This window comes from Mycobacterium sp. Soil_C_30 (assembly GCF_057656995.1).
Map to the genome: position 1 here is coordinate 87,264 of NZ_JBDGJH010000007.1, position 17,648 is coordinate 104,911.

The 17,648-nt window shown below is 67.4% G+C and carries 14 protein-coding genes; 7 read left to right on the forward strand and 7 right to left on the reverse strand.

The annotated features are described in order from the left end of the window. Window positions 1-17: 17 nt before the first annotated feature. From AC3A6P_RS15205 to AC3A6P_RS15225, 5 genes are read right to left on the reverse strand one after another with little or no spacing between them, the layout of a single operon-like run. The gene (locus AC3A6P_RS15205) at window positions 18-1,370 is read right to left on the reverse strand and encodes an NtaA/DmoA family FMN-dependent monooxygenase (protein WP_487692456.1); all 1,353 of its coding nucleotides are present in this window, start codon (window positions 1,368-1,370) and stop codon (window positions 18-20) included. Continuing rightward, window positions 1,367-3,046, reverse strand: a complete 1,680-nt coding sequence (gene nikE, locus AC3A6P_RS15210) for a nickel ABC transporter ATP-binding protein NikE (protein WP_487692457.1) — start codon at window positions 3,044-3,046, stop codon at window positions 1,367-1,369. The genes AC3A6P_RS15205 and nikE overlap by 4 nt, the downstream gene beginning before the upstream one ends. 11 nt (window positions 3,047-3,057) lie before the next feature. After that, entirely contained in the window at window positions 3,058-3,930 is an 873-nt protein-coding gene (locus tag AC3A6P_RS15215; protein WP_487692458.1) for an ABC transporter permease, read from the reverse strand. 1 nt (window position 3,931) lies between these two features. Continuing rightward, complete coding sequence (locus tag AC3A6P_RS15220; protein WP_487692459.1) at window positions 3,932-4,963, reverse strand: ABC transporter permease; 1,032 nt, start codon at window positions 4,961-4,963, stop codon at window positions 3,932-3,934. Next, complete coding sequence (locus AC3A6P_RS15225; RefSeq protein WP_487692460.1) at window positions 4,960-6,594, reverse strand: ABC transporter substrate-binding protein; 1,635 nt, start codon at window positions 6,592-6,594, stop codon at window positions 4,960-4,962. Before AC3A6P_RS15225 ends, AC3A6P_RS15220 begins: the two co-directional genes overlap by 4 nt. A gap of 262 nt (window positions 6,595-6,856) precedes the next feature. On the opposite strand from AC3A6P_RS15225, the gene AC3A6P_RS15230 reads away from it, so the two are divergent. The 6 genes from AC3A6P_RS15230 (at window position 6,857) to AC3A6P_RS15255 (ending at window position 13,843) form a co-directional block, all read left to right on the forward strand. Continuing rightward, the gene (locus AC3A6P_RS15230) at window positions 6,857-8,224 is read left to right on the forward strand and encodes an NtaA/DmoA family FMN-dependent monooxygenase (protein WP_487692461.1); all 1,368 of its coding nucleotides are present in this window, start codon (window positions 6,857-6,859) and stop codon (window positions 8,222-8,224) included. A gap of 18 nt (window positions 8,225-8,242) precedes the next feature. Then, window positions 8,243-9,535, forward strand: a complete 1,293-nt coding sequence (locus tag AC3A6P_RS15235) for an NtaA/DmoA family FMN-dependent monooxygenase (RefSeq protein ID WP_487692462.1) — start codon at window positions 8,243-8,245, stop codon at window positions 9,533-9,535. A 77-nt stretch (window positions 9,536-9,612) separates the two neighbouring features. After that, window positions 9,613-11,220, forward strand: coding sequence for a rhodanese-like domain-containing protein (locus AC3A6P_RS15240; protein ID WP_487692463.1), 1,608 nt, complete (start codon window positions 9,613-9,615; stop codon window positions 11,218-11,220). Next, window positions 11,217-12,074, forward strand: a complete 858-nt coding sequence (locus AC3A6P_RS15245; protein WP_487692464.1) for an ABC transporter permease — start codon at window positions 11,217-11,219, stop codon at window positions 12,072-12,074. Before AC3A6P_RS15240 ends, AC3A6P_RS15245 begins: the two co-directional genes overlap by 4 nt. Further along, the gene (locus tag AC3A6P_RS15250) at window positions 12,058-12,801 is read left to right on the forward strand and encodes an ABC transporter ATP-binding protein (protein ID WP_487692465.1); all 744 of its coding nucleotides are present in this window, start codon (window positions 12,058-12,060) and stop codon (window positions 12,799-12,801) included. The genes AC3A6P_RS15245 and AC3A6P_RS15250 overlap by 17 nt, the downstream gene beginning before the upstream one ends. Beyond that, entirely contained in the window at window positions 12,794-13,843 is a 1,050-nt protein-coding gene (locus tag AC3A6P_RS15255; RefSeq protein ID WP_487692466.1) for an ABC transporter substrate-binding protein, read from the forward strand. The genes AC3A6P_RS15250 and AC3A6P_RS15255 overlap by 8 nt, the downstream gene beginning before the upstream one ends. A gap of 6 nt (window positions 13,844-13,849) precedes the next feature. On the opposite strand, the gene AC3A6P_RS15260 is transcribed toward AC3A6P_RS15255, so the two are convergent. Together AC3A6P_RS15260 and AC3A6P_RS15265 are read right to left on the reverse strand one after the other, a co-directional pair. Beyond that, window positions 13,850-14,944, reverse strand: a complete 1,095-nt coding sequence (locus AC3A6P_RS15260) for an NADH:flavin oxidoreductase (RefSeq protein WP_487692467.1) — start codon at window positions 14,942-14,944, stop codon at window positions 13,850-13,852. A 40-nt stretch (window positions 14,945-14,984) separates the two neighbouring features. Further along, window positions 14,985-16,205, reverse strand: a complete 1,221-nt coding sequence (locus AC3A6P_RS15265) for an acyl-CoA dehydrogenase family protein (protein ID WP_487692468.1) — start codon at window positions 16,203-16,205, stop codon at window positions 14,985-14,987. Between the two features lie 107 nt (window positions 16,206-16,312). Here AC3A6P_RS15265 and AC3A6P_RS15270 point away from each other — a divergent pair, with 107 nt between their 5' ends. Next, window positions 16,313-17,641, forward strand: a complete 1,329-nt coding sequence (locus AC3A6P_RS15270) for an NtaA/DmoA family FMN-dependent monooxygenase (protein WP_487692469.1) — start codon at window positions 16,313-16,315, stop codon at window positions 17,639-17,641. Window positions 17,642-17,648 lie beyond the last annotated feature (7 nt).

Here is a 17,648-nt window from a genome sequence, read left to right on the forward strand (position 1 = left end):
TGTCCTGCCCCGTCGTGTCAGGCCGCGCCCGCGCCCGCGTCGGCGGCGGCGCCGGTCTGCGGGTACGGCAGTGCGAACCGGTCCCGGATGGTCGTCTCGCCGTACTCCCGGGGGTAGGCACCGGCGGCCTGCAGGATGGGCACCACTTGGTCGACGAAACGCTGCAGGTCGTCGTGGAGCAGCGGTACGTGCACGTTGAAACCCGCGACAGCTCCGGAACTCCACCAGTCGAGGATGTCGTCGGCCACCTGCTGCGGGGTGCCGATCAACAATCGATGCCCACCCGCGGGGCCGGTGCGCCGGACGATCTGTCGCGCGGACAGGCCCTCGGCGGCAACAAGATCGGCCAGCGCCTGGGTGAATCCGATGGGGCGGGGCTGATCATCACGCGGAGTGAACCAGTCCGGATCCAGTGGCCGGTCGGGGTCCAGACGGGTGGGAAACGCGGGTTTGTTGGCGTGGTGGCGTTTGATGAACTCGGCGATCAGGGCGTCTTCGCCGGCGGCGCCGTTGAGGGCCTCGTGCCGCCGCAGCGCCTCGTCGGCGGTGTCGCCCAGCACCACACCCAATCCGGGAAACAGCCGGATGCTGCCCGCCGGCCGACCGTGCGCCACGGCCCGCTCGTCCAGTTTGGCCCCGTAGTCGAAGGCCTCCTGTTTGGTCAGCAGGGCGGCGTAGACGATCTCGGCGTGCTTGCCGGCGAAGTCGATGCCCGCCGCCGACCCGCCGGCCTGGGCGATCACCGGGTGACCTTGCGGCCCGATCGGCACGTTCAACGGCCCTGCAACATCGAAGAACTCGCCGTGATGGTCGACTTTGCGCGCGGTGGTCTCATCCCACAGCGGACCCTGCGGAACGTCGCCGCTGGGGGCGTCCCAGCTGAGCCAGAGTTTCTTGACCACCTGGACGAATTCGTCGGCGCGGCGGTAGCGGTCTTCGCGGTTCGGCAGCGGCGCCGCGCCGAAATTGGCGGCGATGTCGGGATTGAAGTTGGCCACGGCGTTCCAGATGACGCGGCCACCGGAGATGTGGTCCAGTGACGCGAGGCGACGGGCCAGGTTGTACGGCGAGTTATATGTCGACGACGCGGTGAGGACGAAGCCGATATCAGGGACTGCGCCGGCGATGGCCGCGAACAGCACCGTGGGATCGAAGACGTGGGTGGGGGCCCGCGATGAATCCCGAGACAGCGCCGGATGATCGGAGACGAACACCGCGTCGAGCACACCTCGGCGGGCGATCTCGGCTGACCGTTGATAAAAACCGAAGTCGGCGAACCGATTCCACGTGGTTCCGGGCCAGCGCCAGGACAGGGCGGCTGATCCGGTGCCGTGGATCGCAACGCCGAGATTCAGGCGACGGGTGCTCATGCGATGCCCGCCAGCCGGCGCCGCAGCCCGCGCCCCGGAATCGCGTCGAGCAGGGCCTGGGTGTACGGGTCAGACGGAGCGGCGAAGATCTGCGCGGTGGGCCCGGTCTCCACCACACGCCCGCGACGCATCACGGCGACGTCATCGGAGATCGAACGCACCAGGTCCAGGTCGTGGGAGATGAACAGATAGGTCAGGTCGAGATCGCGCTGTACCTCGTCGAGGAGATCGAGGATTCGCCCCTGGGTCACCACGTCGAGCGCTGAGAGTGCCTCGTCGAGTACCACGATGGGTGAGCGGGGTGCCAGGGCGCGCGCGATTGCCACCCGTTGCTGCTGGCCGCCGGACAACTCCCGCGGCTTGCGGTCGGCGAAGCCGCTCGACAGCCCCACCTGGTCGAGCAACTCCGCAACCCGCGCCCGGCGGGCGGTACGGTCACCCAGCCGGAACGCACGCAGCGGCTCCTCGATGATCTGCTCTACGGTCAGCCGCGGATCCAGCGCGACCTGTGGATTCTGTTGCACGAACTGGATTTCCCGCCACACCTCGCGGCGGGCGCGGCCGCGCAGCGCGGTGACGTCGCGGCCACCGATACGCACCTGCCCGGAGTCCGCGCGGGCGAGCCCGAGGATCAGGCGCGCGGTGGTGGACTTGCCCGAGCCGGATTCCCCGACCAGAGCGAAGGTGCTATTGGGGGAGACGCGCACGCTCACCTGGTCCACGGCGCGGAAGCTGCCGGTGGGACCGTGGGTGAAGGTCTTGGTCAACCCGGTGACCTCGATGGCCGGCGGGGTCTCGGCGGCGGCGGGCGATCCGGCGCGGGCGGGGCGGTCACCGAGACCGAAGGCACTGGTGATGAGTTCGCGGGTGTAGTCGTGCCGGGGTTGGAACACCAGCTCGTTCACCGGGCCGCTGTCGAGTACCTCGCCGTTGCGCATCACGAGGGCCCGGGTGGCGTGGTCGGCGGCGACGGCCAGATTGTGCGTCACGAACAGCACCGCCACCCCGGTCTGGCCGGTCAGCCGGTCGAACACCTCGAGCACCTGCTTCTGCACGGTGACATCGAGCGCCGAGGTGGGTTCGTCGGCGATCAGGAGTGTGGGGTGCAGCCCGAACGCCATCGCGATGAGCACCCGCTGCTTCATACCGCCGGACAGTTCATGCGGGTACTGCCGCAGTCGTTGCTCGGGATGGTCGATGCCGACCAGGGTCAGCAGCTCGACCGCCCGTGCGCGCAGCTCGGTGCGCGACGACTTCTTGCCGCCGGGATGCAACCGGAACACCTCGGTGATCTGCCGGCCGATCGGCTGCACCGGGTCCAACGACGTCGCCGGGTCTTGCGGCACCAGGGCCACCACCTTGCCCCGCAACTTCACCAGCTCCCGCTCCCGCAACCCGGTTATGTCGCGGCCGGCGACGCGGATCGCCCCCTGTTCGACACGTGCGCTGTCTGGCAGCAGGCCGATCGCGGCCTTGCTCAATGTGGACTTCCCCGAACCGGATTCGCCGATGACGGCCACCACCTCGCCGGCCCGGATGGTCAGGTTCGCCTCGCGCACCGCCGGCTGGGAGCTGCCACGGTAGGAGATGGTGAGGTCGGTGATCTCGAGCACCGGGGTGTCGTCATGATCGGTTGATCCGGTGGTGTGGCCCGCGGGCAGAGTGGTGGTCATCATCAGTTCCTTGCTCAGATCCGGAAGTGTCGCTGGAGCAGCCGTCCGGCACGGGAAACGGCGAGTACGGCGATCAGGACGACGATGCCGGGCAGGGTTGTCAGCCACCACGCGTTGGCCAGGTAGTCCCGGCCCTCCGACAGCAGCGTGCCCCATTCGGGAGTGGGTGGCGGCGCACCGTAGCCGAGGAAACCGAGCCCGGCGATGGTGAGGATGGTGGAGCCGAGCTCGGTGGGAATCAGTGCGACGATGGGACCTGCCGAGTTCGGCAGGACGTGGCGGAAGAGCACTGCCGCGGGGCGGGCACCCGAGATACGAGCGGCGTCAACGTATTCCAGTTGCACCACCCGCAGCGCCTCGCCGCGCGCCACCCGGGCGAACGGCGCGATGGCGGCGATGCCGACGCCGATCGCCACGTGGGTGGTTCCCGGCCCGAAGGCGGCGACCACACACAGCGCCAGCAGGAAGGGCGGCAGAGCAAGCAGCACGTCGATCACCCGCATCAGCGCCGCGTCCACGGCACCACGCAGCACCCCGGCGACGACGCCGAGAAGGGTCCCGACCACCAGCCCGATGGAGGTGCCGATGACGGCGCCGTACACCGTGTTACGGGTGCCGTGCACCACGCGGGTGTAGGTGTCGCGGCCCGCCCGGTCCGTGCCGAACCAATGCTCGGGGCCCGGCGGCAGGAATTTCAGCGCGCCGTCGCCGACCAGGGGGTCGTAGTGGGTGAACCAGCCGGGAACAACAGTCCACAGAGCGACGACCACGAGTACCGCGATGGCGGCACCGGTGGCGAAACTGCTGGGCGTCAGCCTGTTTCGGAATCGACTCTCGGGCAGCGGCGCAGCGGGGGCGGGACGCAACAGTTCCTGGTCAACGGTCATCTCAGCCTCGCGCCCCGCCCGCGGTCAGCAGAATACGACGGTCGAGTGCGGGATACAGCAGGTCGATCACCAGGTTCACCACCACATACACCGCGGCGATGATCAGGATGAAGCCCTGGACCAGTGACACATCCTGCTGGGAGACGGCCGTCTCGAGCACCCGGCCGATCCCGGCGCGGGCGAACACCGTTTCGGTGACCACGGTGCCGCCCACCAGGGTGCCCAGCACCGTGCCGGCCACCGTCAGTCCAGGACCGGACGCGTTGCGCACCACATGGCGCCAGAAGACCCAGTGCTTGCCCGCTCCCTTGGCCCGCACCACATCGATGAAGTCGCTGTCGAGGACGGTGTCGACACTCTTGAGCAACACCTGGGCGATCGACGCCGACAGGGGGAGACCCAGCACCAGCGACGGCACCAGGATGGACACGAACGTGCCGTCGGGAAAAGCGGAGATCCAGCCCAGTTGGAACGACAACAGGTTGAGCAACACGATCCCGACCCAGAACACCGGGGCCGCGGCGAACAGCGGCGGGAGCGCGATCACCGCTGCCCGCAGCCACCGCAGGTTCGTCAGCGAGGCCGTCGCGACGATGGCGCCGGCGATCAGCAGTGCCACCACGAATGCGGTACCCGCCAGCCGTAGGGTCGGCAGGGCGGCGTCGCCGATGGCGTGGGTGACGGTCTGGCCGGTACTCATCGAATACCCGAGCGCGCCACGGAGGACGTGGCTCAGCTCGATGAAGTAACGCTGCACCACACCGTGGTCGTAGCCGTAGTACAGCTTCATCTGCTCGACGGTCTGTGGGTCGATGACGCCGGTGTCGTCGGTGGCGAACATATCGATGGGATTCGACGGCAGCAGTGTGATCGCCACGAACGTCAACGTGTAGGCCAGCCACAACACCACCACCGCCTGCACCAAACGCCCTGCGATGTAACGGGCCAGTTGCGCGGAGCCGCGCCGCGCCGGCCGGGTGGAAACCTCGCGGGTGCGATCCAGAGTGGCCTGGACCTCCTGTACGGCGGTCACCCTCGTTTCCAGGCGTTGTAGAAGTCCGGATACGTCTGGGTCTGGAATGTCACGTGCACGTCGGGTGAGGCGCCGAAGGTCTGCGCCTCCTCGAAGTAGGCGATCACGTAGGAACCCTTGATCAGCGCCTTCTGCTGTTCGGCCTGAACGGCTTTGAACTCGGCGTCGTCCTTGGCCTCCAGCTCCCTGGTGTACAGCGCGGCCAGTTCGGGCGGCGAGCCCAGCAGGGCGGTGTTGCCCTCGCCGCCGAAAGATTGCCCGAGCGAGATGATCGAGGTGCGGCTCACCACGATGGGCACCGTGACGTCGGTGTTCGCCGAGGCGGCGAACGACGGGTCGTTGCGCACGTCGAGCACCACTCCGAGTTCCTGGCGCCACTGCTGCGCGATGTACTCCCAGGCCGGTCCCAGTGCGACCTGCTGAGCGCTCTGCGGGACGGTCAGGCGTAACTGCGTGCCATCCTTGGCCCGGATGCCGTCCTGGCCCTGCCGCCAGCCCGCCTGCTCCAGCAGATCCCGTGACTTGCCGGGGTTGTAGGCGAATTCAGGAGCCAGATCGATGACATTGGCGTTGTTGACGTTGAGAATCGACACCGGCGGGGGATAGCTCGGGCTCAAGGCATCGCGGGTGAGGCCGTCGCGGTCGATACCGAGCACCAACGCCTGCCGCACCAGCGGGTCTCGGGTGAATTCGTTGTCCACACGAAGCCCCGCGTAGTTCGAGGTGCCCAGTGGAGGCCGGTACAGCAGCAACTGGTATCCGGCGGCTTGGATGGCGGCTTCATCCGAGGGCTGGATGCCACGGGCCACATCCACCTGATTCGACGTCAGGGCCCCGGTGCGTAACCCGCTCTCCGGCAGCACCTTCCATACGATCTCATCGAGGTAGGCCTCACCCTGGTTGGGAGAACCGGCGGGTGCCCACTGGTATCCGGCCCGCCGGGCCAGCACCGCGGATTGGTTGGGTACCTGGGACTTGAACACGAATGGACCGGCACCCACGTGGTTTTCGGGGCGGCCCGCCTCCTCGAACTCCAGCCCGATGGTCTTGGCGCCCAGGATGGGGGAGTTCAGCCGGGTGGTGTCGATCAGGAACTGCTGGTTCGGTTTCGACAGCACCACCGTCACGGTGTCGCCGTCGACCTCCACATGGTCAAATCCGCGGGAGACCTGAGCGTGTTTCGGGACGCGCAGTCTCTCGTTGCCGCGGCCGTAGAGCTCGTAGTTCTGGGCCACGATCTCCGGGGTCAGCTGGGTGCCGTCGCTGAACGTGATGCCCTTGCGGATGGTGAAGCTGAACCGGGTGTTCTCGTCGTTCTTGGTCCACGACTGCGCGACCCAGGGCTGGAGCTGCCTCTTGTACGGGTCGAAGTACAGCAGGAAGACGTTGGTGTGGAAGGTCAGGTTGCCCGCGCTGTAGGTGCTCAGCTTCTGCGCCTGCCAACTGGACACCGCCTCGGTATCGGAGAACGTCAGCGTCCCGCCGCGCACCGGGTCCCCCGTGGGTCCGCTCGGGCCGGCCCCGGGCTGCGCCGGCCCGTTGGACGCGCCCCCGCAGGCAGCGAGCACGCCGGAGCCGAGTACCGCCGCGCTCAAGCCGAGAAAGCCGCGACGGCCGAGGTGATAGGTCATCGGAGTCAGGTCCTCATCTCTTCCGTGGCTTCGGGCGCGCGAAAGGGGTTGTCGTGGAAATCCGTGGTCAGGGCCGGCGGGCACAACAACATGGGCATGTCACAAGTGGTGAGTCTGGCCGCGGTTGCCGAAACCAGCAATGAACTCGCGCTACGCGAACCGTTGACCGCAACTTAAGAGTCGGCAAGGTTTAAGGTCTGCTGAATGATTCTGGTAGTTGCGCGGTCTTGTTGGAGACAGCCGTTTTTCGCACCCTGACCGAGTGACTTCACCCAGGCAGCGAAAACAACCGAGGCAGCTCAAATTCGCCGCCCACGCACTCGGGCTGGCCCCGAACTTCTCGTCGCACACCGATCCGGTGCGGCGTAGATACGATGTCGACGGACTCGTCGCCGCGGTGAAGCTGCTGGAGGACGCCAAATTCGACGCGGTGTTCGAGGCCGACGCGGTGTTGTTCGACATCGACGACACCGACTCGGTGTACACCAACCTGCACGCCGACGCGACGGCCGTCATTGCCGCGCTCGCCGCCGTGACCACGCGGATCGGTCTGGTGTCCACGGCCACCACCACGTTCAACCAGCCCTATCAGTTGGCGCGGCAGTTGCAGACCCTGGACCAGCTCACCGGCGGGCGGGTCGGCTGGAACGCGGTCACTTCGTTCGGCGGGGAACGGCAGTTCGGCCTCGACGAACTTCCCGACCAGGACACCCGGTACCGTCGGGCCGGCGAATTCGTCGACATCGTGCAGGCGCTGTGGCGTGGGTGGGCACCGGACGCGGTGACCGTCGATGCTTCCGGCGCACCACGGATCGACGGCGCCAAGGTGGGCCGGGTCGCCTACCGCGGTCAATTCCTCAGCGTCGACGGCGCTTTGGGAGTCCCGCGGTCACCGCAAGGCTGGCCGGTGCAGTTCCAAGCCGGCGCCTCGGAGGTGGGTCTGCAGTTCGCGGCCCGCTACGCCGAGGCCATCTTCGCCGCGTCTCCGGATGTCGAGCACGCACGAAGCTTCAACACCCGCCTTCGCCGGGCCGTGGCGCTGGCCCGTGGCGCGGATGCCGCGAAACCACTGGTACTGGCGGGAGCCTTCCTGATCGTGGCCGCCACCGAGGTAGAGGCCAAGGAACGTGAACAGGCCATCATCGACACACTGGATCTCGACGCCGGGCGGCGAAGTCTTGCGCTGGCATTCGGGGCCGTCGTCGCGCGGGAGCGGGACTCCGGCACGGGAATCGACCTCACCGACCTCGACCTCGACGAGCCCGTACCCGCCGAACGCATTGCGGCGCTGCCTGATACCGAGACGCTGACCCGGCGGCGCAGCCGTTCGGCGCTGTACCGCGACCTGGCGCTCAACGGCCTCACCCTGAGGCAGCTGATCGTCGAACATCTACAAGGTCATGCCCATTTCCGGTTCTGCGGCAGCTACGACCAGGTGGCCGACGAGTTTCAGCGCTGGTTCGACCAGGGCGCGGCAGACGGTTTCGTGCTGCGCTTCACCGAAGGGGCCGACGGGGTGCACAATTTCGTCGAGCACGTGGTACCGCGCCTGCACGACCGTGATCTGTTCCGTCGCGACTACGACGGTGCCACGTTACGTGAGCACCTCGGACTGCCCATTCCCCTCTGAACCCAAGGAGCCTCCCGCATGTCCGATCAAGCGCTGGTGCTGAATTCGGTGATCCGGCCCATCGGGTTCACCCAGGGCGGCTGGCGCCACCCTGATGCCACCCCCGAGCGCGCGCTCGATCTGAGTTACTACCAGGAGTACGCGCAGATCTCCGAGCGTGGCCTGTTCGACGGGTTGTTCGTGGCCAACACCCCTGCCGCCCGCAGCAACGACTGGACGACGTTGTTCTCGCCGCTCGAGCCGGTTGCCCTGTTGACGGCGCTGGTGCCGACGACGGCGCACATCGCCTTGATTCCCACGCTGTCGTCGACCTTCAACCACCCCTACAACGTCGCGCGTCAGATCGCCACACTCGATCATCTCAGCGGTGGACGCGCCGGAGTCAATCTCGTCACATCCGGATCTCCGGACGCTGCAAGGAATTTCGGCTTCGACGAGCTGCCGGCGCACCACGAGAGATACGAGCGGGCACACGAGTTCCTCGAGGTGCTCTACCAGCTGTGGGCCAGCTGGGACGCCGACGCCCTGATCGTCGACAAGAGCGCCGGGGTACAGTCCAAGCCCGGCAGCGTCCGGCCGATCGCACACCGCGGCAAGCACTTCGCCGTACACGGGGCTCTGGACGTTCCGCGCTCACCGCAGCACCGCCCGCTGGTGTTCCAGTCCGGATCCTCGGCGCCCGGCCGGGCATTGGCAGCGGCCTACGCCGACGCGGTGTACACCGCACAGCGGACCATCGCAGAATCCAGGGCGTTCCGGGAGGAACTGCACCGCGCTCAACAGCGACTGGGCCGCAGCGGCCCTGCGGTGAAGGTACTGCCCGGGTTGATCCCCATCGTGGCCAGTACCGACGCCGAGGCCCATGCGCTGCACGAAGAGATCAGTGCCCTCAATCCACCGGAGCGCTCCGTCGGCATCCTGGAGGAACGCCTGGAAGTCGACCTCACCGGGACCGGTCTCGACGAACCGTTCCCCGTGCACCGGCTGCCGCCGGTGGACAGCCTGGCCGGTGAGCGCAGCTTCCACGAGATCGTGCGCAGCCACGCCGACGCCGGCGCCACCCTGCGCGACATCCTGCGTCTCACCGACTCCGGCAACGGACACCTGCGTTTCGTCGGTTCGGCCGAACACGTCGCCGACCAGATCGAGCAGTGGTTCACCGAGGGCGCAGTGGACGGTTTCAACATCAACCCCGCCATCACGCCTGGGGGTCTCACCGATTTCGTCGACCAGGTGGTGCCCTTGCTGCAGGGTAAAGGCATCTACAAGCGTGAGTACACCGGTCAGGGTGCACGGGCGGCATTCTCCTGAACACTTAAGCCAGCGTTGGGCTTTCCCGTAGCGCAACCCGATTGTTCCGAGATGGCCTGCTGTCGAAGACTCGGTGCATGACCACAGTCGCCACCGCGAGCATCAGCGCCGACCAACTTCATGAATTGGTGGGCTCCGGTTCCGAGTACGCCCTCATCGACGTGCGGGAGGCCGGGGTGACGGCGGCACGGGGCTCGATCCTGTTGGCCGTGTCCATTCCGCTCAGTGTCCTGGAACTGCGGGTGCGCTCCCGCGTCCCGCGAACGTCCACCCCGGTGATCGTGTACGACGGTGGCGACGACGGGCTCGTCGAGCGCGCAGCTGCCCGGTTGGCCGAGCTCGGCTACACCGACGTCCGCGTCCTGGAGGGGGGATTGCGGGCCTGGGCCGACGCGGGACACAAAGTGCACTCCGGTGGCGACCACGTGATCGGCCAGGCGTTCGGGGAGTGGATCGAACACGTCTACGACACACCGCACATCAGTGTCCCCGAGTTCCGGGAGCGCGTCGCGGCGGGCGAGGACATCGTCCTTCTCGACAGCCGCCCACTGGGCGAGTTCGAGAATCACAGCCTGCCCGGCGGCACCTCGATCCCCGGTGCGGAGCTGGTCTACCGGGCCGCTGAGGTGGTGACCTCACCCGAGACCCTGGTGGTGGTCAACTGCGCCGGCCGTACCCGCAGCATCCTGGGCGCCCAGGTACTGATCAACGGTGGCCTGCCCAACCCGGTGGTGTCCCTGGAAGGCGGCACCCAGTCCTGGGTGCTCGAAGGACACGAACTGGTGCACGGCACCTCGGTGGCGGCGCCGTTGCCCACCGGAGCCGCACTGGAGCAGGCCAAGGCGGCCGCCGCACGATTCGCCGAGCGCTTCGACATCACCCGCATCGACACCGCCACCCTGGACCGCTTCCGCGCCGAGGCGGACACCCGCTCGTTGTACGTGCTCGATGTGCGGACGCCCGAGGAGTATGAGCAAGGGCACCTGGCCGATGCCAGCTCGGCGCCCAGCTGGGATGTGGCGCCGTGGACGTTCCGGCATGTCGGCACGCACAACGCCCGGATCGTGCTGGTCGACAACGACACCGTGCGGGCCACCGTCGCCGCGTCGTGGATCGCCCAGATCGGCTGGGGCGAGGTGTTCGTCGTCGAGGACGCCCTCATCGGTCAGGAGCTGGTGACCGGTCCGACCGTCAGCGCCGTGGAGGCACCCACCGAAGGAGTCCACCTCGTCACCGTCGAAACCCTGCGCGGCGCACCACAAACGGTGGTTGTCGACCTCGCTCCGAGTCCTTCCTACCGCGCCGGCCACATTCCCGGTGCGCACTTCGCCATCCGGTCACGACTGGCCGAGTCCTCGTCTGCCATACCGGGCGCCGGCCCGATCACCCTGACCTCGGAAGACTCGGTGCTGGCCACATTCGCCGCCACCGAACTCGCCGAGGTGACCGACCGGCCGGTCCAGGTGCTCGACGGCGGCACAGCCGCATGGCAGGCCGCGGGACTGCCGGTGGAAACCGGAACCGAGAGCTGGCTGCACGAACCCGAGGACGTGGTGCCATCCGGTTGGCGGGAAACCGATCCGGAGCGGCGCAAAGCGGGTTTCCGGCGCTACCTGTCGTGGGAACTGGGCCTGGTGGCCGAACTCGAACAGGACGACACCGTCCCGTTCAAGACCTACACATGACCAGCGTCGCGTTCGACGTTCCCAGCGTCACCGGGGAACTCGAGGATCTCAGCCCACGGGGGACCCGCAGCGCCTGGCACGACGCGTGGCGGCTGTGGCGCGGTAGGTCGCTGCGGGTGCTGGTTCCCGTTGCGCTGCTGGCGATCTGGCAGCTGTCGTCGACGGTGGGGTGGACCTCGGAGTACACCCTGCCGCCGCCCAGTGCGATCCTGGCCGCTTATACCGAGCTGTGGTCCAACGGCGATCTGCAGGCCGCGCTACCGGTGTCATTGCAGCGGGCGGGAATCGGGCTGTTCTTCGGCGTGACCATCGGTCTGGTGCTGGGCCTGTTCGCCGGCCTGTGGAAGATCGGCGAAGAGGTCTTCGATGCTCCGCTGCAGATGTTGCGGACCATTCCGTTCATCGCCGTGGTGCCCTTGTTCATCACCTGGTTCGGCATCGGTGAGCAACCCAAGATCATCCTGATCGCCGCGGCCACCGTCTTCCCGGTTTACCTGAACACCTACCACGGTGTCCGTGGTGTCGACAAGAAGTTGATCGAAGCCGGGCAGATCTTCGGACTCAACGGCTGGCGGCTGGCCGCCCAGGTGATCCTGCCGACCGCACTTCCGGCTGCGCTCACCGGCATTCGGTATGCCTCGGGTGTCGCCCTGCTCGCGCTCGTGCTCGCCGAGCAGATCAACGCCAGGGAGGGGATCGGCTACCTGCTGAACAACGCCAATCAGAACCAGCGCCCCGACATCGTCATCGCGGGCATCCTGGTGTACGCGCTGCTGGGCATCGTGGTCGACATCGTGATGCGACTCATCGAACATCTGGCTCTGCCCTGGAGGCCCCGTGTCACCATCGGATAGGGACACCGTGGCGGTGCAGGCTGAAGCGGTGCGCCGTGTGTTCGGTCACCGCGCAGTCCTCGACGGCGTGGACCTGACCCTGGCCAAGGGTGAGTTCGTCGCGCTTCTGGGGCCCTCGGGCACCGGTAAGACGACGCTGCTGCGCATCCTGGCCGGCCTCGACACCGCAGACGGCGGCCAGATCAAGGTGCCACGGGCGCGCTCGGTGGTGTTCCAGGAACCACGACTGGTGCCGGCACACCGAGTGTGGCGCAACGTGATTCTGGGTTGGCGGCGCGCCCGACGGCACCGCGACCGGGCCATCGAGGCACTCACCGAGGTCGGACTCGGCGACCACGGCGATGCGTGGCCGGTCACGCTCTCCGGCGGGGAAGCCCAGCGGGTGGCCCTGGCCCGCGCGCTGGTCACCGAACCCGGACTGCTGCTGCTCGACGAGCCGTTCGCGGCACTCGACGCGCTGACCCGCATCAAGATGCAGGAACTGGTGGGTGAATTGGTCCGCCGCCACCGCCCTGCCGTGCTGCTGGTCACCCACGACGTCGACGAAGCCATCCTGCTGGCCGACCGGATCCTGGTGCTTTCAGGCGGATCCATCGACGTGGATATCCGCGTCGACATCGACAAACCTCGACTGCGCGTCGACGCGCGATTCCTCGAACTGCGTGCGCTGCTGCTGGCCAAGCTCGGCGTACAGCACGACCACCAAGGAGAGCAGCTCAGTGTCTGATCGTCGTGGGAAAACCCGTTGGCCTGCGGTGCTGCTGGCGCTCGTGCTGACCGTCAGCGCCTGCGGTGGCGAGCAGCGGGCCGACTCCGCCGCAGGAGACGGTGCCGGGACCCGGCTGGTGTGGGGCACCCAGACCGCCGATGTCCCGGAATTACTGGAAGCCTCAGGACTTTTCGAGGATCTGCCCTACGAACTCGACATCCCCGTGATCAACGGTCCCGCCCAGCAACTTCAGGCGCTGTACTCCAAGCGGATCGACGTGGGCCTTGCCGGAGCCTCCACCGCGGCCGTCGAACTTGCCAACGCGCCACAGGACTGGAACCAGACCGGCGCCCCGGGCATACAGGCCATCGCGGTCACCAACTATCCCGAGTCGGAGTACCCGAACCCGTCGCTGTTCGTCCGCACCGACCGCGGAATCGACAGCATCGAGGATCTGCGCGGCAAGTCGGTGGCCTACAACTTCGGCGGCAACATCTACGCGGCCTATGTGGTCGCGCTCTACCAGGCCGGGCTGACCCCGGAGGACATCAAACCGGCGGAGTTCGTCGACAATCCGGCTGCCGCGTCGGCGTTCGTCTCCGGTGAGGTGGATGCGGTGATCGCCACCTTCGAAGGAGTCAAACCACTACTCGACAACGGACAGGCCAAGTACCTGCCCGGTGCTCCGCCCCTGCACACCATCGCCGGTGGCGGCAGCTCGATCACACGCCCGGATGTGCTGGCCGACCCGGCCAAACTCGAAGCGCTGCAGGACTTCTACGCCAGACTGCACACTTTCTACACCGAGTGGTACCCGAACAACGAAGAAGCCGTGACCGATGTGTTCAAACGGGTGCTCAACCAGTCACCCGAGCGGGCGAAGGTCAAGTTCGAGGCCGCCAAGCTCACGCGGTTCTTCGCGCTGTCCGATCCGCAACTGCTGGCCAATCAGCAGTTGGTGGTGACGCAGGCGGTCAAAACCGGCGGCGCCAAGAACGACCGCAAGATCGACATCGCCTACAACCCGATCCTGGATCCGATCACGGTGCCGCAGGGCTGACCCACATCAGGCCAGCGCCGAGAGGGCTTTCTGCGCGTCGTACCCGGGGAACTCGTGGAGCCGGCCGTCGCGCAGGCGGTTCACCCAGGCGGGGTCGGCGAGCAGGGCGCGCCCGATCGCCACGATGTCGAACTCGGCCGCGTCGAACTGCTCGACCAGACGATCGACGGCGGCGGGACGGATGACTTCACCCGGTGTCTCGCTGCGGAACTGGGTCTCCAGCCCCACGGAGCCCACCGCGATCACGGGCAGGCCGGTGAGTTTCCTGGTCCAGCCGGCCAAGCTCAGATCGGCATCGTGGTCGGGGAATGCCGGGACGTAGTGTCTGCGGGTGGAGGGGTGGAAGACGTCGACTCCGGCCTGCGCCAGGGGTGTGAGCAGATCCTTCAACTGTGTCGGGTCGCCGGCGATCGTGGCCGCGTAGTCGGTGCCCTTCCACTGTGAGAACCGGAATATCACCGGGTAGTCGGGCCCCACGGCTGCGCGCACCGCAGCCACCACCTCGGCGGGGAAACGGGTCCGCGCCGACAACGACCCGCCATAACCGTCGGTGCGCAGGTTGGTCCGTTCCCAGAGGAATTCGTCCAACAGGTAGCCGTGAGCACCGTGGAGTTCGACGGCGTCGAATCCGGCATCGCGTGCGGTGACCGCGGCCTCGGCGAATTGTTGAGCGACGGCGGCGAGTTCGGCGCTGGACAACGCGCGCCCCTTGGCCTGGCCGAGGCCGTCGACACCGGAAGGACTGACCGGCGCCACACCGTCGGCGTCATCGCGCTGGGCGCCTTGATGCCACAATTGGGCGGCGATGGTGCCGCCCTCGCTGTGCACCGCGCCGGTGACGCGAGACCAGCCGGCGAGTGCCTCGCCGCCGGCGATCGTGGGGATCGAGGCGGGATAACCGGCCGCGGGATCGGGCAGCCGCACCCCTTCGGTGATGATCAGTCCGACGCCGCCGGCTGCTCGTCTGCGGTAGTACTCGGCGACATCGGGACCGGGAACACCACCGGGGGAGGCCTGGCGCGTCATCGGCGCCATCGCGAAGCGGTTGGGAATGGTCAGCGAGCCGACGGTCAGGGACTGGAACAGGTCATCGAGTGCCACGAGTCAGTACAACACAACGGGGTCGGCGATCAATTCCTGATCAGAAGAAGCCCTGATTCGGCAGCGGTGTGCCGTTGAGGGCGTGACGGCCGACGGCCACCGCCTTCAATGTCTTCGGGTTGTGCGCCGCGATCGAGCGGATGTTGCGCCAGTGCCGATCGAGATGCTTGCTGCGGTGCACCAGTGACCCGCCGCCGACATCGAACAATTCGGAGGCCGCGCGGTTGGCGATCTCGTCGATCACGACCTTGGCCTGAGCGTTGTACAACGAGGCGCGCAGTGACAGTTCGGGTTCGGCGGCCGTGCCATGGGCGGCGTACGCCTCCTGCAGTGCCGCTCCGGCGTTGAGCACCATGGACTCGGCCGCAAACGCCTGGCTGTGCAACAGACCGACACTGTAGGCGACGATCGGGTCCTCGGCCGGACTGTCGGCGACAGCGTGGTAGAAGGCCCGGGACTTGGCGTGCACCTGCTCGACGGCATCGCCGGCGACTCGGCGCAGAATGCCCGCGATCATCGCGCTCAGCTGGATGTGGAAGAACGTGGACCGGTACGGCAGCTCGTCGCGGGGCAGCCTTCCGCGGGCGTAGTAATCGCCCGGCTCGATGGCGACATCATCGAAGGTCACTGTGCCGCTTCCGGTGAAGCGCTGCCCGAAACCATCCCAGTCGTTGGTGCGCAGCACACCGGCACGATCGGCCGGAATGATCACCTCGACCCGCTCACCGGCTTCGGAGGCAGACACGTCGGTGGCGCCGACGATCAGCCAGTCCATGTACAGGCTGCCGGTGGTGTAATGCTTGGTGCCGTTGAGCCGCAGGCCCTGCGGTGTCGCACGGATGGTGGTTTGGTACGCGGCGTCGGTCGCACCGGCCTTGGCGGACAGCTCTGTGGACGCCGACCCGATCAGATCACCCTGCGCGACGCGCTCGAGCCACTGCGCGTGTTCGGGGCGAGTGCTGCGCAAGAGGTTCTCCACCACGCCGAAATGGCTCCGCACGATATGCGCGACGTTGGAGTCCGCGGCGCTGAGATCGATGAAGACTCTGAATGTCTCGACCAGGGACGCACCACCACCGCCCTGGGCCACCGGCAGTCGCAGCGCACCCAGCCGGGCCCGCTTGACCGCCTCGATCGCCTCGTACGGTAATTCGTCACGATCGTCGCGCCCGATGGCGCCCTCGCCGATGTGGTCTATCAGCTCGCGCAACGCCGGGGAGTCGACGGTGACGGCGGTGCCTGCTTCGGCAAGTTCTGTCATCCGCCCAGTTTCGGCGGACGCCTCCGAGTGATCAACCAAGATCCGCTTCACGAAATCGGTAGCCGCTTCTCGTTCATTCCGGATGCTCGCGGACCGACGATGGTGGGGTGGTTCAGCGGCGACTTCACCTCAACGTCAACGGCAACGGATTGGCGAAGCCGCCCAACAGCTGGCGGCGGAGCGATCCGCCGACGTGGTTCCTCGATTTCACCGCCTGGGAGAAGCTGGGGCAGATAGCCGAGCGGGGCCTGCTCGACGCGGTGTTCCTGGCCGACCACCTGGGCGCCACCGATTTCAGCAAGCCGTGGCATGCGTTCGAACCGTTCATGTTGCAGACCGCGGTCGCCCGGGCCACCACCCACATCGGCCTGGTGGCGACCCTGTCTGCGACGTTCTATCACCCGTGGGACGTTGCCCGTCGCGCGATCACGCTCGACATCGCCTCCGGTGGCCGGGCCGCGGTCAACATCGTGACCTCGGGGGAGGACTCCGCCGCCGCCTTGTACGGGCGAAAGCCCTTGCCGGACCGAGACTTCAGGTACGCCCGTGCCGAGGAAGTGCTGATCGCCGTCAAACAGCTGTGGGACTCCTGGGACCCGGAGGCGTTCGTCGCTGACCCCGCTTCCGGTGAGCTGGCCGATGAAGCCCTGATCACCACGGTGGATTTCGACGGCGCGCACGTCGGCTTGCAGGCGAAGTTCCAGTTCCCGCGCTCGGTGCAGGGCCGGCCGGTGATCGTCCAGGCGGGTGCGTCTCCCTCGGGCATCGAGCTCGCCGCCCGGCACGCCGACGCGGTGTTCTGCGCCGCCAACACCGTTGCGACGGCCCAGGCGTTCTACACCAACCTCAAGGCGCGCGCCGCCGCGCACGGCCGCAATCCGGACGAGCTGTTGGTGCTGCCCGGCCTGAACATCACCCTCGGCGGCACCGAGGCCGAAGCCAGGGCACGTCGTGCCGACGTGGTGGGGCCCACGGTCGCCGATGACACCGCGGTGGCCTCGTTGGCCACCCACCTCGGCGCCCCGGCTGAACTGCTGGACCTCGACAAGACGCTGCCGTGGGACTTCTTCGATTCGCCGCAGTGGCGACCGCGCAGCGTCGGCAGTGCGAATTCGGTCCTGGCGGTGGCCCGCCGTGACGGCTTGACCGTGCGGCAGATTCTCGAGCGCCGCGCGGATGCGCAGAACGCGATGGTGGGCACCCCCGACCAGGTCGCCGACGAGATCGAACGCTGGTTCACCGAACGAGCGGCCGACGGCTTCAACGTCAACTTCGACATCTTCCCGTCCGGCCTCGAGCAGATTGCCGATCACCTGGTCCCGGAGTTGCAGCGCCGGGGGATATTTCGCACCGAGTACGAATCCACCACGCTGCGAGGTCATTACGGCCTGCCCGCGGTGGTGCCCGACAGCAGTCGCGCCGTGGTGACGGCCTGATCAGGAG